The sequence below is a fragment of the Paenibacillus sp. SAF-068 genome (genome assembly GCF_051967555.1).
In the GTDB taxonomy this organism is placed as follows: domain Bacteria; phylum Bacillota; class Bacilli; order Paenibacillales; family Paenibacillaceae; genus Paenibacillus.
The window spans coordinates 274490-287827 of the sequence record NZ_JBQCJX010000002.1; the positions used below are offsets into that span (position 1 = coordinate 274490).

Annotated in this window: 15 protein-coding genes and 1 pseudogene; 10 read left to right on the forward strand and 6 right to left on the reverse strand. The window is 46.0% G+C overall.

What is annotated here, in order from left to right:
• Nucleotides 1-25 precede the first annotated feature (25 nt).
• From ACTHPG_RS15215 to ACTHPG_RS15225, 3 genes are all read left to right on the forward strand, one after another.
• Nucleotides 26-172 (forward strand): hypothetical protein, encoded by a 147-nt coding sequence (locus ACTHPG_RS15215; RefSeq protein ID WP_440390433.1) that lies wholly within the window; start codon nt 26-28, stop codon nt 170-172.
• A 32-nt stretch (nt 173-204) separates the two neighbouring features.
• Nucleotides 205-786: a hypothetical protein gene (locus ACTHPG_RS15220; protein WP_440390434.1), complete on the forward strand. Its 582-nt coding sequence runs from the start codon at nt 205-207 to the stop codon at nt 784-786.
• A 170-nt stretch (nt 787-956) separates the two neighbouring features.
• Nucleotides 957-1934, forward strand: coding sequence for a diaminopimelate dehydrogenase (locus ACTHPG_RS15225; protein WP_372238418.1), 978 nt, complete (start codon nt 957-959; stop codon nt 1932-1934).
• An 82-nt stretch (nt 1935-2016) separates the two neighbouring features.
• On the opposite strand, the gene ACTHPG_RS15230 is transcribed toward ACTHPG_RS15225, so the two are convergent.
• A complete protein-coding gene (locus ACTHPG_RS15230; protein WP_440390435.1) occupies nt 2017-2871 on the reverse strand; it encodes a pentapeptide repeat-containing protein in 855 nt (284 codons plus the stop codon).
• Between the two features lie 158 nt (nt 2872-3029).
• Nucleotides 3030-4415, reverse strand: coding sequence for an NADP-specific glutamate dehydrogenase (gene gdhA / locus ACTHPG_RS15235; RefSeq protein ID WP_440390436.1), 1386 nt, complete (start codon nt 4413-4415; stop codon nt 3030-3032).
• Between the two features lie 388 nt (nt 4416-4803).
• Here gdhA and ACTHPG_RS15240 point away from each other — a divergent pair, with 388 nt between their 5' ends.
• The 5 genes and pseudogenes from ACTHPG_RS15240 (at nt 4804) to ACTHPG_RS15260 (ending at nt 8372) form a co-directional block, all read left to right on the forward strand.
• A complete protein-coding gene (locus ACTHPG_RS15240) occupies nt 4804-5277 on the forward strand; it encodes a GreA/GreB family elongation factor (RefSeq protein ID WP_440390437.1) in 474 nt (157 codons plus the stop codon).
• The gene (locus ACTHPG_RS15245) at nt 5267-5773 is read left to right on the forward strand and encodes a cation:proton antiporter regulatory subunit (protein ID WP_440390438.1); all 507 of its coding nucleotides are present in this window, start codon (nt 5267-5269) and stop codon (nt 5771-5773) included. The genes ACTHPG_RS15240 and ACTHPG_RS15245 overlap by 11 nt, the downstream gene beginning before the upstream one ends.
• Nucleotides 5774-5776: 3 nt before the next feature.
• On the forward strand, nt 5777-6982 hold the full coding sequence (locus ACTHPG_RS15250) for a cation:proton antiporter (protein WP_440390439.1): 1206 nt from the start codon (nt 5777-5779) through the stop codon (nt 6980-6982).
• A gap of 107 nt (nt 6983-7089) precedes the next feature.
• Nucleotides 7090-7287: pseudogene (locus ACTHPG_RS15255) on the forward strand (hypothetical protein); the annotation flags it as partial.
• Nucleotides 7288-7424: 137 nt separating this feature from the next.
• Nucleotides 7425-8372: an alpha/beta hydrolase gene (locus ACTHPG_RS15260; protein WP_440390440.1), complete on the forward strand. Its 948-nt coding sequence runs from the start codon at nt 7425-7427 to the stop codon at nt 8370-8372.
• Nucleotides 8373-8446: 74 nt separating this feature from the next.
• On the opposite strand, the gene ACTHPG_RS15265 is transcribed toward ACTHPG_RS15260, so the two are convergent.
• Entirely contained in the window at nt 8447-9325 is an 879-nt protein-coding gene (locus tag ACTHPG_RS15265; protein ID WP_440390441.1) for a PhzF family phenazine biosynthesis protein, read from the reverse strand.
• 199 nt (nt 9326-9524) lie between these two features.
• Between ACTHPG_RS15265 and ACTHPG_RS15270 the strand changes: the two genes are divergently transcribed.
• Nucleotides 9525-10451, forward strand: coding sequence for an NADP-dependent oxidoreductase (locus ACTHPG_RS15270; protein WP_440390442.1), 927 nt, complete (start codon nt 9525-9527; stop codon nt 10449-10451).
• On the opposite strand, the gene ACTHPG_RS15275 is transcribed toward ACTHPG_RS15270, so the two are convergent.
• Both ACTHPG_RS15275 and ACTHPG_RS15280 read right to left on the reverse strand, forming a co-directional pair.
• Nucleotides 10435-11070: a type 1 glutamine amidotransferase family protein gene (locus ACTHPG_RS15275; protein ID WP_440390820.1), complete on the reverse strand. Its 636-nt coding sequence runs from the start codon at nt 11068-11070 to the stop codon at nt 10435-10437. The two genes, ACTHPG_RS15270 and ACTHPG_RS15275, sit on opposite strands and share 17 nt — an antisense overlap.
• Nucleotides 11071-11158: 88 nt before the next feature.
• The gene (locus ACTHPG_RS15280; RefSeq protein ID WP_440390443.1) at nt 11159-12121 is read right to left on the reverse strand and encodes a helix-turn-helix transcriptional regulator; all 963 of its coding nucleotides are present in this window, start codon (nt 12119-12121) and stop codon (nt 11159-11161) included.
• A gap of 95 nt (nt 12122-12216) precedes the next feature.
• On the opposite strand from ACTHPG_RS15280, the gene ACTHPG_RS15285 reads away from it, so the two are divergent.
• Nucleotides 12217-12954, forward strand: coding sequence for a cyclase family protein (locus ACTHPG_RS15285; protein WP_440390444.1), 738 nt, complete (start codon nt 12217-12219; stop codon nt 12952-12954).
• Nucleotides 12955-13033: 79 nt separating this feature from the next.
• Here ACTHPG_RS15285 and ACTHPG_RS15290 read toward each other — a convergent pair whose 3' ends face one another.
• On the reverse strand, nt 13034-13234 hold the full coding sequence (locus tag ACTHPG_RS15290) for a hypothetical protein (protein ID WP_091034774.1): 201 nt from the start codon (nt 13232-13234) through the stop codon (nt 13034-13036).
• Nucleotides 13235-13338 lie beyond the last annotated feature (104 nt).

A 13338-nucleotide genomic window follows, 5' to 3' on the forward strand; every position in this document is an offset into this window, starting at 1 on the left:
AGAACAGGATGAGGAGGAGGGTTGGATGAAAAAGTTTAAAGTGATCACCCGATTCCTGTCCATTCTCGTAGCCAGTTGTCTGTTGTCTTTAAGTGTATTATCTGTATCTGTGATATGGGTCAAGAATAACGTTCATGCGGTGCCTGTGATCCAGTCATATGAGCTTGATTAGCACATAAAAACGAAGAAGAAGGAGTGGTATGGATGGTGAAGAAAAAGAATTATGTATTGGCCTGTGCAGTACTGGCGATGATGGTGGCCTTGAGTGCTTGCAGCAGCGCAGCAGATGAACCGACAGGTGACGCAGAGAAGGTGGACACCGAGGTTTCCTCCGGAACTGGTGAACAAGCGACCAATGAAGGAGTGAGCGAAGCAACAACAAGTGGAGTGACCGAGACGGAGGGTACAACTGAGCCAGCCGAATCGGATGCAGATAGCGGTGAGGAGGCCGCTGCTGGGACGAATGAGTTGCCAGAGAATTTGCCGAGTGACTTTCCCCTGCCGGAAGATGCAACCATTCGTTTAGCCAATTCCGCTGAAGATGAAGGCAAGCAATCGGCCATGGTGATTTTCACCACGGAACAAGATATGAAGACCGTATCCAAGCTGTATAAAGATTACTTCGATGCCAAAAAGTTGACGGATGCAGGTCAGACGATTGATGACAAAAATATTATTATTCAGGGAACTGACCCGGAAACGCAGGATGTCTGGTCCTTAATTGGAGGGGCACTGGCGTCACAGGAAGGCGTCATTGAACTCACATTGACCTGGACAGAATCATAAGCAAATATAACGAATGAACGCCAAAACACCTTGCATACGGAGCCGCATTATTGCTGCACCGCTGCAAGGTATTTTAATTTCGAACTGGAAACCTGACAGGTTACATGGTATGTTATATCATTATAAAAGAGTAATAGACAACTATAGAAGAAGACAGGAGAGGATTGAACATGATTAGAGTGGGTATTGTTGGTTACGGTAACTTGGGTAAAGGGGTAGAGAAAGCCATTTCCCAGAACGAGGATCTGGAACTGATCGCTGTGTTTACACGTCGTAATCCGGAGCAGATGGTCGCTGAAAGCACAGAAGTTCGTTTTGAGCATATCTCTGCAGCGGAGCAATACATAGGCAAGATCGATGTTATGATCCTCTGTGGTGGCTCGGCAACGGATCTTCCCGAACAGACACCGGCTATCGCCAAGTTGTTCAATACGGTCGACAGCTTCGATACACATGCGAAGATTCCTGAGTTCTACAAGGAAGTAAATGCTGCGGCTGAGCAAGGTGGTCATGTAAGTGTCATCTCTACAGGTTGGGACCCAGGCTTGTTCTCCATGAACCGTCTGCTTGCACAGTCCATCCTGCCAGAAGGAAAAGAGTATACGTTCTGGGGCAAAGGCGTAAGCCAAGGTCACTCGGATGCTATTCGTCGTGTTCCGGGTGTTAAGGCGGGTGTACAGTATACTGTACCTGTGGAAGAGGTTATCAACCGTATTCGTGCAGGGGAGACGCCAGAGTTGTCTACACGTGAGAAACATCTGCGTCAATGTTATGTGGTAGCTGAAGATGGCGCCAATCAGGATGAGATTCGTGAGACGATTGTATCGATGCCTAACTACTTTGCAGATTACGATACAACGGTAACGTTCATTAGCGAAGAAGAATTGAAATCCGAGCATGAAGGTATGCCGCATGGTGGATTTGTGATTCGCAGTGGGGTTACAGGTGCCGGTCAAAAGCAAATTATTGAATTCGGTCTGAAGCTCGACAGCAATCCTGAATTTACAGCGAGCGTACTTGTGGCATATGCGAGAGCCGCACAACGCTTGAGCGTGGAAGGACACAAGGGAGCGAAAACGGTCTTTGATATTCCGCTCGGTCACCTGTCCCCGAAATCGGCTGAAGATCTTCGCCGTGACTTGTTATAATTCTGATTCTTTCCTGTAATTCGTTTCAATAACAAACAGCTCGTCCCTGGATACGCAGGACGAGCTGTTTTTTTTGTTTTTGCTACACCCAGTGCGAGGGAATGTTGAGATGATCAGGTAACTTGGTATTCACATTACCTTTGGCTGCATTAATCTGTGATTGTGTGAGGAAGATGCCACCTCTCAGGTCTGCACCGCCCAGATCTGTATCCCGCAAGTCGGCACCGATCCAATCTGCATTTCGTATATCTGCATTTTGGAGGTTGGCTGCGATCATTAAAGCCCCTCGGAAGCTTGCGCCCCGCAGGTCAGCCCCTTTTAAGTTGGCACCGAAAAAGTCACTTCCGGTACGTTTTTTACTCTTCTTCGACTTCCCTTGTCCATGAGCAGCGGATGGCACATTCGCACGTACCATCTCACTTGCCTGAACCAAGAGCTGATTCACAGTGGACCGGTAATCGGCGATGTCCAGACGGAGGAGGGCTGCAGGCTCCAGATTGCTCAAACGCTCGATCTCCTGGTACAACTCACCGAATGCCGAGTGAAGGGATGATGTCTCGGGTCTCATCATCATTTCCTTCATATAACTGAGCAACTCGTGAAGTTGGCGCAAGGCAGGCAGACAATCGAACATCTCCTTTGCTGATTCTGGATGATCCCGCCAATCCTTGCCCGCGTATGTCACTTGAGACAGCTTCTGTCCAGCTCCGAAACAGTCGTATACCGTGCAGCCTTTGAACCCTTTCTGCCGAAGCTGGGTATGGATGCCGCAGCGATTGTCCGTGCGCAGATTGGGACAGGGTGTGCCGCTGGCCTTTTCAAAAGCAAAGTCAGATGATTTGCCATAGGGCAAGGCAACACAGCACAGGCCAAAACATTGCTCGCAGTCTGCACTCAGATGAGGACTTGCAGTACTGGCAAATGGTTGGTTAGACAATGTAAACACTTCCTTATACGAGTACAAATAGATGGAATTACGTCTGTATCACTTTACCATTGCCCTGCGATTAGAGCAATTAAAGACAATGGAAAAAAGGGCGTTTACCCAAAATAAGTTGGGAACGCCCTTTAATCCTGCAGAATCACGTATTCAAATTAAACGACACCTTGAGCGATCATGGAATCAGCTACCTTGAGGAAACCGGCGATATTCGCTCCGGCTACGAGGTTACCTTCACAGCCATACTCTTCGGCAGCTTCTACACAGCTGTTGTAGATATTCTTCATGATGTCATGCAGCTTGGCGTCTACTTCTTCAAATGACCAGGACAACCGCATGCTGTTCTGTGACATTTCAAGAGCAGACACGGCTACACCGCCAGCATTAGCCGCTTTGGCTGGTCCAAACAGTACGCCAGCAGCGTGGAAGACATCGATGGCAGCGAGGGTGGAAGGCATATTTGCGCCTTCGCCAATGGCTTTCACGCCACCTTTGACCAGAAGGGCCGCAGCTTCTTCATCGATCTCATTTTGCGTGGCACACGGAAGAGCGATATCACAAGGAATCGACCAGATTCCTTCACAGCCTTCGGTATATGTAGCATGCGGATGTTCCTTGATGTATTCGCTGATGCGAAGACGATCCACCTCTTTCAGACGTTTCACGGTATCCAGATTGATGCCTTGTGGATCATGGATGTAGCCGCCTGAGTCACTACATGCCACGACTTTGGCTCCAAGCTCCTGGGCCTTCTGAATGGCATATATGGATACATTACCAGAGCCAGAGACAACGACAGTACTGTCTTGGAAGCTGAGGTCTTTGGATTGCAGCATCTCCTTCACGAAGTACACACACCCGAACCCAGTCGCTTCCTTACGTGCCAAGCTTCCTCCGTACAACAGACCTTTACCCGTCAATACACCTGCTTCATGTCCGCCATGGATACGTTTGTATTGACCGAACATATAACCGATTTCCCTTGCGCCTACACCAATGTCACCTGCCGGTACATCGGTATCCGAGCCGATATATTTGTACAGCTCTGTCATGAAGCTTTGCGTGAAACGCATGACTTCCAGATCCGATTTCCCTTTGGGATCGAAGTCAGAACCGCCTTTACCACCGCCAATAGGCAGACCGGTCAAAGCATTTTTGAAGATCTGTTCGAAGCCGAGGAACTTGATGATGCCCGAGTATACAGAAGGGTGGAAGCGAAGTCCGCCTTTGTAAGGACCAATGGCACTGTTGAATTGCACCCGGAATCCACGGTTAACCTGAACTTTGCCCTGATCATCTACCCATGGAACACGGAATGTGATTACACGTTCGGGCTCGACCAGCTGCTCCAGCAGACTATGGTTCCTGTATTTGGGGTGTGCTTCAATAACAGGAATAAGGGAATCCAGAATTTCTTTGACAGCTTGATGGAACTCGTCTTCGTGTGGATTTCTGGCGACAACCGACTCATAGACGGAATGAACATATTCTGCGGCAGTAACTTGAACGGACTCTGTAGTTTCTTTTGTTATCGTGGACACTTTTTCGATGCACTCCTTTATTGTGTTAAAGTCTGTAGATGCTTATTTGCATAAATTGAATAAAAGTTTGTAGTTAAATATACAGTAAAGCAAATAAAAATACGAGATGAAAATCCATAAAATGTTTTTTATGCAGTAATTAAAATGTTCTATGGATCTACCACATGATGTGAAGAATTAGATTATTAAATGGAAGATATGACCACAAATGATAATAAAAAAGCAAGTTAGACGAATATACTGGATTAAAATATTAGTTTTGGTAAGATGGTAAGAAGGTCTCGTATCCCGGGGTCTTTTAACAATCAGAAGGAGGACAACAAGATGATGAAGAGAAACATGCCCATTAACATGGAGAACAAGGCTTGTATAGGGGGTGAAATCTACTATGAACCATAGGACTTCCCGCCATAATTGCAGAGAGAAGCTGGTGAGCCAGCTATTTACATTCGGTGAAGAGAAAAGAACATTTCTCGACGCCTATTTCGACGTGCGTGATCCGGAAAGGATACAGTTGGAAAAACAACTGTCAGTGTACACGGAGTATGTGGAAAAACTGCTCCTGGGCCCTGATGAAGATCTGGACTCGGCCGTATTGATTGGCAGTCATATTGATTTTGAATATATCGATTTTCATACGTCAGATTCGTTCATGATTGTCATGCCAGAAGATACGAACCCCGATGAGGGACGGATTTCATTCCTCTCTCCAGTAGGGAGTCAATTATTGCTTGGCAGTAAAGGGGAAGTCAGGTCAGTTCATACACCATCAGGTTCCATGCGAATACGCATCACGGGGATTGAGCTCAGGAGCGAAACCTTAAACGGGTCGGCCTTAGGGGGTGCAGATCATGCACTTTAAAGAGACAGACTTACCAGGGATTGGGCGTAAATACTGGCTGCATACCCGCAGCGGTGAGCATTTGGTCATTGTGATTCATAACGACGAGCGCCGTGACCTGTTCCATATGGAGGCAGGAGATACGCCAGAAGAGATGGGCGATATGGTATCTCTTGTCACCTTGGACGATGATGAAGCCCGAGCGGTAGCCGCCATCGTTGGTGGTATGACCTACAAGCCGAAGTTTCAGGATGAGCGTGAAGTAATGCTCGAAGGATTGTTAATCGAATGGTTGCGAATTGAACCTCACGCAGCAAGCGTAGGCATGACGATTGGTGAACTGGATATCCGTCAGGCTACGGGCGCTGTTATTCTCGCTGTTGTGACCAAGGATAAGGAGAAGCATTTTAATCCAGGTCCGGATTATGCTTTTACCGCTGGAGCTACGATTGTGGTTGCCGGTGAACGGAATCAGATCAAGCAACTCAAACAATTGTTGACTGATGGACGGACTTAGCCTATGGATATGCTCATATTTGAAGTGGGAATTGCCGTTGCGCTGATTACACTTACTGGGCTGATATCTTCACGATTACGATTTTCGGTCATTCCTTTCTATATCCTGATTGGTATGGCTGTTGGACCACATGCACCACAGATCGGCATAGTGGATTTGCGTTTTATCGAAAGTTCGACCTTTATTGAATTTATGGGCAGGCTTGGCATTTTGTTTTTGCTATTTTACCTGGGTCTGGAGTTCTCGGTCTCCCGTTTATTGAAGTCTGGTAAAGCCATTCTGACCGGGGGCATGTTCTATGTAGGGCTAAATTTTGTCTCTGGATTACTGTTGGGGTGGTTCATGAATCTGCCCCTTCAGGAGACTCTTGTTGTCTGCGGGATCATGACCAGCTCTTCTACAGCCATTGTAGCTAAAGTGCTTGTTGATCTGAAACGGACGGCAAACCCGGAGACAGAGATTATCATGGGCATGATCATGTTTGATGACTTGTTCATCGCGATTCATATCTCCATCCTGACCGGGCTTGTGCTCAGCGGGGCAACATCATTCTTAAGTGTACTGCTGGTATCACTGTCCGCCCTGCTGTTTATTGTGCTGTTCCTGATTATTGGGAGGAAAAGCATCAAATATATTGATAAGGCACTGAATATCAAGTCATCAGAGTTGTTCCTGCTTACCGTCATGACACTGCTCTTCCTGGTGGCTGGTTTCTCGGAGACATTACATGTAGCGGAAGCCATTGGAGCGTTGATGATGGGTCTTGTGCTGGGCGAATCCAGACATGTCAGTCGGATTGAGCATCAGATCATGCCATTCAAAGATTTTTTTGGTGCCATTTTCTTCTTCAGTTTTGGTCTGACCATCGAGCCTTCTTCACTTGGCGGCGCAATTGGCATGACGGTTATTGCCGTTATTCTGACGATTGCCAGTAACTATGGTGCAGGCATGATCGCTGGCAGATTGGCTGGAATGAGTACTAAGGCCTCGTTGAATGTGGGTTTTACCCTGGTCTCCCGGGGAGAATTCTCCATTATCATGGCGAACATCGGCAAGGCTGGAGGGCTGATGGCGTCCATCCAATCGTTTGCCGTATTGTATGTGTTAATTTTGGCTGTGCTGGGGCCTATCCTGACGAAAGAATCTCCGCGGATCTACGCACAGTATGAGCGACTAAGGAAGCGGGTGAAACGAAGGGAGGCAGGATGAGGCGGTACAGCTGTGATGGGATATCCAGGGAATCCTGACTGATATTTAATAAGCGTCACACCATTTGGAGAGCGACAACACTCCACGGTGTGGCGCTTTTATTTATTATGGGAAACCGATCCAACGGCTTTTGTTACGATGTCCATTTCACCCATTTAAGATTTCAACGGTATAAATGGGCCTGTACAACGATATTGCTCAGTCTCGTATTATTTGCTCTACCTGCATCTGCCGCATGGAACGATACATATCAGGGTTACGCCACTTATACGGGTTCGGGTTACTCGGGAGGTGGATATATCGTACCGGGCAATGTCCAGTTTCCGGATTGACAGATATACGAAGGTGTTATAAAAAGAAGTATGTTCATTGACGTATTCTTAACGAAAAGTCGTACATTGTACGGCTTTTTTGGGTACATGAAAAGAGGAGAAGCAACCGCATGAAAAAAAGTTTGACTTCATATCAGACAACACATCCCTATTGGAAACAGTATCAAGCCTTTTTCCCGGAAGAAGTGAGGCTAGGGGAGTATACAGCTCCTGAGGAAGAATGGTGGGAGTCAAATGGGGTTCATCTGCATATCGATCGTTTACCTGCGCCGGAGTCTTCAATCAAAATTCTGTTCATTCATGGTGCGGGAGGCAATGGCAGGTTGCTCGCTCCGTATGCCCGCATGTTGCAGCGACATGGATACGAGGTGGTATCGCCAGATCTTCCGCCGTATGGATTAAGTTACGCAATGTCTGGTACACGTATTAACTACGAACTTTGGATAGAGCTACTTGTGTCACTCATCGAACGGGAACACAAAAAAGACGGCAAGCCAATCGTTGTATTGGGAAGTAGCATCGGAGGGATGCTTGCCTATCATACCAGTGCACGCAGCAAGCGGATTAAGGGTTTGATCGCAACTACATTTGTAGACACGAGTAATCCGGAAATGCGTGACCAGCTTGCGCCGAATCGTCTGGTGAGCCGGGCGGGAAAACGTATGATGGATATGTTCCCTGGTCTGCTGGATCATGTACGTATTTCGGTCAAACAGGTATCCCGAATGCAACTAATTACTAATAACAAGGACTTAACCCGGCTTATTATGGATGATCCACAAGCGGCAGCTACACGTATTCCGTTGGAATTATTAAGAACATTTCTTAATAAAAAACCGGAGGTAAGCCCGGAACGGTTCAACCAGTGTCCGGTTCTGTTGATTCACCCTGAACTGGACCCCATGACACCGATCAGGTTCAGCCAATCTTTTTTTGATCGTCTGGTGGTGGACAAGGAATGTGTGATCTTGGAAGGGGCAGGCCATTTTCCTATAGAGCAGCCAGGACTGAACCAGTTGGAGGTAGCGGTACTACGATTTTTACAACAAATTCAATGATGACCACAGGCCAGGCTACTACACTGCTTCGCATAAGATATTTTACATATCCTCAGTACGTAAAACACCTCCCACTAAGGGAGGTGTATTTTGATGTTTTCGATATGAACTGCGCTACCGCCAACCTGAATCTGTGTGATTTCATTAGAGCTATCCAGCGTTAATCGGGCTCGGATTTCGGAGGGGCGGTTCATGGTATACCCTTGTCTGATCTTGTACGTGTGATGATGAGGATCTGTGAGTTGGTTGTACTGGGATAAATAACAGAGCATGGCACCATTGGATGTGCCCGTTGCGCTCTCTTCCGGTATATCATAAAGTGGTGCAAAATTACGGCATTCTGCCAGAACGTCCATAACATCTGATTCAAGGGTAAACACGTGATAACCTATGGCATGATGAGCCTTGCTTATTTCCGTGATACGCTGGAGGTCAGGATCGATTTTGGTCAGAACATCAACATCTTTAACGACTATCATGATATCGGGCAGGCCGGTAGATACAATCTGTACAGGAAGTTCGGCATGCAAATCCTCCGTAGAAATACGTAACGAATCGGCAATCTGCTGTCGATCCATGATCTCCCCAAACTCTGGCAACGTCTGAGACAGATAGACTTCTCCATTGACTTCGATAACGACTTTAAGAATTCCAGCCAGTGTCTCCAGTGTATATGTACCAACATCAACGAGATGTTGTGTCTTCATTAGATAAAATAAAGCAATCGTGGCATGCCCGCAGAGATTGACTTCATCACTTGGAGTGAAGAAACGCACTTTGAAATCAGCCTGATCCGATGGCATAACAAACGCAGTCTCTGAAAATCCGACTTGTCTGGCGACCTCCTGCATCTGGGATTCAGACAAATGCGCTGTTTGTAAAACAACACCTGCGGGGTTTCCGCCAAGAGCCTTATCCGAAAATGCATGTAATGTATGTACTTCAACTTCCATATCGTTACCTCGCTTGTTCAGTTATAGGATTTAGGTCTAACATAATCGATAAATGACATTATATCACGATTGTTGAGCGGTATAGTGATTCCCTTGAGTGCTATGAATATTTGAATGAATAGGTCAAGTGACCACTGGGAAAGGGTAATGAAGGGAGAGAGAGCATAATGATAATCCAATGGAAAGGCTGGGATCTCTAATGAAAGCAATTGTAATTGAGGAATTTGGTGGACCGGAACAATTGAAGGAACAAGAAGTAGCCAAGCCGGCATGTGGAGTCAATCAGGTGCTGATCCGAACGCATGCTACGTCGGTCAATCCGGTGGATTTCAAAATTAGACAAGGTGATATGAAAGAAGCAGCGGAGAATTTTCCGTTAATTCTGGGCGGCGATGTTGCGGGGACTGTGGCTGAAGCAGGCTCGAATGTCACGCGGTTCAGAGAAGGTGATAGGGTATTTGCGCGTCCACGTCAATTCGGAACCTATGCAGAATATGTTGCCGTCGATGCAGATATTATTGCGCGTATACCGGAGAACTTGAGCTTTGAGGAAGCAGCAGCGATTCCGCTAGCTGCGATGACCGCCTGGCAGGCCCTTGTGGATCATGGACGTTTAGCCAAAGGGCAGAAGGTACTCATCCATGCGGGTGCAGGTGGTGTGGGAACGTATGCCATTCAGATTGCGAAGTCCCTCGGCGCTGAAGTGGCTTCTACGGCGAGTGAATCAAACGAAGCGTTACTTCGCTCGTTGGGTGTGGATCATTTTATCAACTATAAAAAAGAAGATTTCTCGGAGATTCTCTCCGGTTATGATGTTGTACTGGACACCATGGGTGGTGATATTCAGCGCGACAGCTTCAAGGTGTTGAAGTCCGGCGGGCATCTGGTATCCTTGGTGGAACAACCGGATGAGAAGCTTGCCAAGGAAGCCGGAGTAACGGCCAATGTGTTCATGATGGAGCCCAAAGGGGATCAACTGGATCAGTTGGCTGAACTGGCTGCAGAAGGCAAGCTCAAATCGGTTATTGATGCAACCTACCCGTTAACCCAGCAGGGATTAAGGGAAGCACACGAGAAAAGTGAATCCCATCATACGCGTGGGAAACTCGTTATTCAGGTGCAATAGAGTTCATTAACTCATAGAAGTATGTGGACTCTTGAGTCCGATTCAGATTGTACCAGGCCTGTAAAGTTTCTGGTGTGAAGACATCCAGCTTCTTCAGTACATGCATCGTAAATTCTAACGGAGCTATTCCAGATGCAGTAACTACATTTCCATCGGTTACTGCTGGCTCCGTTTGATAATAAGCTTCTCCGGTATAATCTGGACATATCATCTTCAGGTATTGCAGATCATTGCTTGTATGCTGTATGGAGTCCAGTAACCCCATCTTTGCGAGTCTAACTGTGGCACCACAAATGGCCGCAACAACCGTACCTTTTTCTATAGCGTCAGTAACTTTTTTTAATAGGGGATCATGGATGGTTTCCATCCAAGTATTTCCTCCCGGAAGAATGATGACGTCGTTACCTTTCAACGTACATTCATCAATCGAAATATGGGGAAGGATGTTCAATCCGCCCATGGTAGTTACCGGATGTTGATCTGCACCTACGGTTACAACCTGTAAAGGCTCAATATCTTTCTTAAAATATCTTCCCGAGTTCAGTTCCGCAGTTAAATAACCTACCTCCCAGTCTGACATCGTATCAAATACATATAGATATACGTTCTTCAATTGCATCATACACACTCCTTCTGTTATTCAGGATTGAATGGATTACTCTCGTATTATAAAAAAACTTCACTGACATCTACTGTCAGTGAAGTTATTAAACTTGATAATGGTCAATGAGGTCATATAGAGCTTCAACCAGTTTGTGCTTCAAACTGGTTGGTTCCAGGACTTGAACAGATCGGCCATAAGGCAAAAGTAGGCTCGGGACGTACTTATGCATCTTTTCTTTATCTATTAAAAATACAGCACGCTCAGGAGTCCGTTCCTGGAGATGTTGTCGCATATACCAATGCCTGCATAGGCCATCCAACGTGCTTGACTTCCCCGTAAGTAACAGGGGAATAAAAGTTTGCGAATCATCTGCTTCTGGAAGCAGGCTATTTCTGAAAAATGTACTTGCCGAAAAAAGTGCCGGGCGCTTAAACGTTAATTCTGTTTGGTTCACATGATTGATGCGATCCACTCTAAAACTGCGAATTTCATTCCGAAACTGACAAAAAGCTATAACATACCAGTTACGATTCCAATAGATCATGCCATAGGGGTCCACGGTTCTACGCTTGGACTGCGCTTCATGATTGGTTTGGTAATCCATCTCTACTGACGATTCGTTTAGTATACCTTGCTCCAAGGTTCTCAATATGGGCTCGATCGTTGGTTCTCCAGGTGAACCTATAACTTCAACGCCTTCGAAATGTTGCTTAATCATGTTCTCCTGTTCTGGATTGGAATGCATCCTAAGCTTTGAAGTTGCGCTATTTAAGGACTCTTCTAAAAAATATCCGGCTTCTTTTGCGAAGACAGCGGCATGAAGTAATGTCGTTTTCTCCTCCACATCCAGAAGAAGGGGACTCTTAATAAATTGATTTAACAGAGTATACCCGCCATGATGACCCGTGTCAGAGATTATGGGTACACCACTCGCACAAAGTGCATCAATATAACGGTAAACCGTTCGTATATTGATTTCTAATTTTTCGGATAGTTCTTGTGCCGTAATTTTTCTGCCTGAATTCAGCATCCATAGAATGGCCAACATATTATCCAGTTTAGACATGAGTTTCACCCCAAAGATTACTTTATTATTTATTTTGTGGCGGAATAAGATATAATAGGAGAAATTTATTCCAATCTGTGCATGAGGTGATATGGATGTCCAACGAACTCATTCAAGCCATTCAATTATTGAAAGAAAAAAAGTGGGTGGATCTAACCCATACATTTGGACCGGATTCTCCACATTTTTCTGCTTTTGAAGAAGCGCAATTCGATACACTGTTTGATCACGATCAAGGTTTCTTTGCCCAGAGCTTCAAATTTCCAGGTCAATATGGGACACATCTTGATGCCCCGATTCACTTCGTTCGGGATACCCGGTATCTGGAGGAACTTGGTTTGAAGGAGCTGGTGCTCCCGCTTGTCGTCATTGACCAGTCAGCCGAAGTAGAGAACAATCCGGATTTCACATTGGACGTGGAGCATATTCTTGCATTTGAAAGAGAACATGGTGTGATTGAAGCGGGCAGCTTCGTGGCCCTGCGTACGGATTGGAGCAAACGTTGGCCGAGCCATGAAGCATTTGATAACAAAGATGATGAGGGCAACAGTCATGCACCCGGTTGGTCGGTTAGTGCACTTACGTTCTTATTTGAGGAACGAAAAATAAAGGCCATTGGGCACGAAACCTTTGACACGGATTCAGCCGTGGATTATCAGAAGAATGGGGCACTCCTGGCAGAATATTATGTACTTGCTCAGGATACATACCAGGTCGAGCTGTTAACGAATCTGGATCAGGTACCGGCTAAAGGCGCGGTGATCTTCAACATTGTTCCGAAAGCGGAGAAAGCATCCGGCTTTCCCGTTCGATCCTTTGCCATTCTGCCGTGAATAAGTCGGGCAAGAATGAAGTCTAATAATCTAATATGTAAATAGCAAGGGAGGCGTATTCCGCCTCCTTTTTATGTTGTTACTTTTGATCCGAGTGTGGATCTTGATTAAACCGTTGAGAGATTTTTTTCTCTGTTTTCTTACGCCGAATCCAGCGCTTGAGTAAACCTTCTTCTTTGCGTTCTTGCAGCGTTTCCTTCAAGCCTTGAATCATAAATTCCGATCTTCGTCTGTCATCCCGACTAATCTCGCGTAGTTCTTTAATAAATTTGTCGTCCATATCTGCCTCTCGCTTATTCAGGATAACTCCATTATACCGAACGTACGTTCTTTTATCAAGTTTTACCATTAAGAATGATTTTCGAGACCAATATAGTGAAAAGA

Coding starts and splice junctions, on each gene's coding strand:
- ACTHPG_RS15290 (WP_091034774.1), bottom strand. CDS start 13,234: ATGGACGACAAATTTATTAAAGAACTACGCGAGATTAGTCGGGATGAC.
- ACTHPG_RS15220 (WP_440390434.1), top strand. CDS start 205: ATGGTGAAGAAAAAGAATTATGTATTGGCCTGTGCAGTACTGGCGATG.
- ACTHPG_RS15275 (WP_440390820.1), bottom strand. CDS start 11,070: ATGCAATTGAAGAACGTATATCTATATGTATTTGATACGATGTCAGAC.
- ACTHPG_RS15260 (WP_440390440.1), top strand. CDS start 7,425: ATGAAAAAAAGTTTGACTTCATATCAGACAACACATCCCTATTGGAAA.
- ACTHPG_RS15225 (WP_372238418.1), top strand. CDS start 957: ATGATTAGAGTGGGTATTGTTGGTTACGGTAACTTGGGTAAAGGGGTA.
- ACTHPG_RS15280 (WP_440390443.1), bottom strand. CDS start 12,121: ATGTCTAAACTGGATAATATGTTGGCCATTCTATGGATGCTGAATTCA.
- ACTHPG_RS15245 (WP_440390438.1), top strand. CDS start 5,267: ATGCACTTTAAAGAGACAGACTTACCAGGGATTGGGCGTAAATACTGG.
- ACTHPG_RS15250 (WP_440390439.1), top strand. CDS start 5,777: ATGGATATGCTCATATTTGAAGTGGGAATTGCCGTTGCGCTGATTACA.
- ACTHPG_RS15270 (WP_440390442.1), top strand. CDS start 9,525: ATGAAAGCAATTGTAATTGAGGAATTTGGTGGACCGGAACAATTGAAG.
- ACTHPG_RS15285 (WP_440390444.1), top strand. CDS start 12,217: ATGTCCAACGAACTCATTCAAGCCATTCAATTATTGAAAGAAAAAAAG.
- ACTHPG_RS15265 (WP_440390441.1), bottom strand. CDS start 9,325: ATGGAAGTTGAAGTACATACATTACATGCATTTTCGGATAAGGCTCTT.
- ACTHPG_RS15215 (WP_440390433.1), top strand. CDS start 26: ATGAAAAAGTTTAAAGTGATCACCCGATTCCTGTCCATTCTCGTAGCC.
- ACTHPG_RS15240 (WP_440390437.1), top strand. CDS start 4,804: ATGAACCATAGGACTTCCCGCCATAATTGCAGAGAGAAGCTGGTGAGC.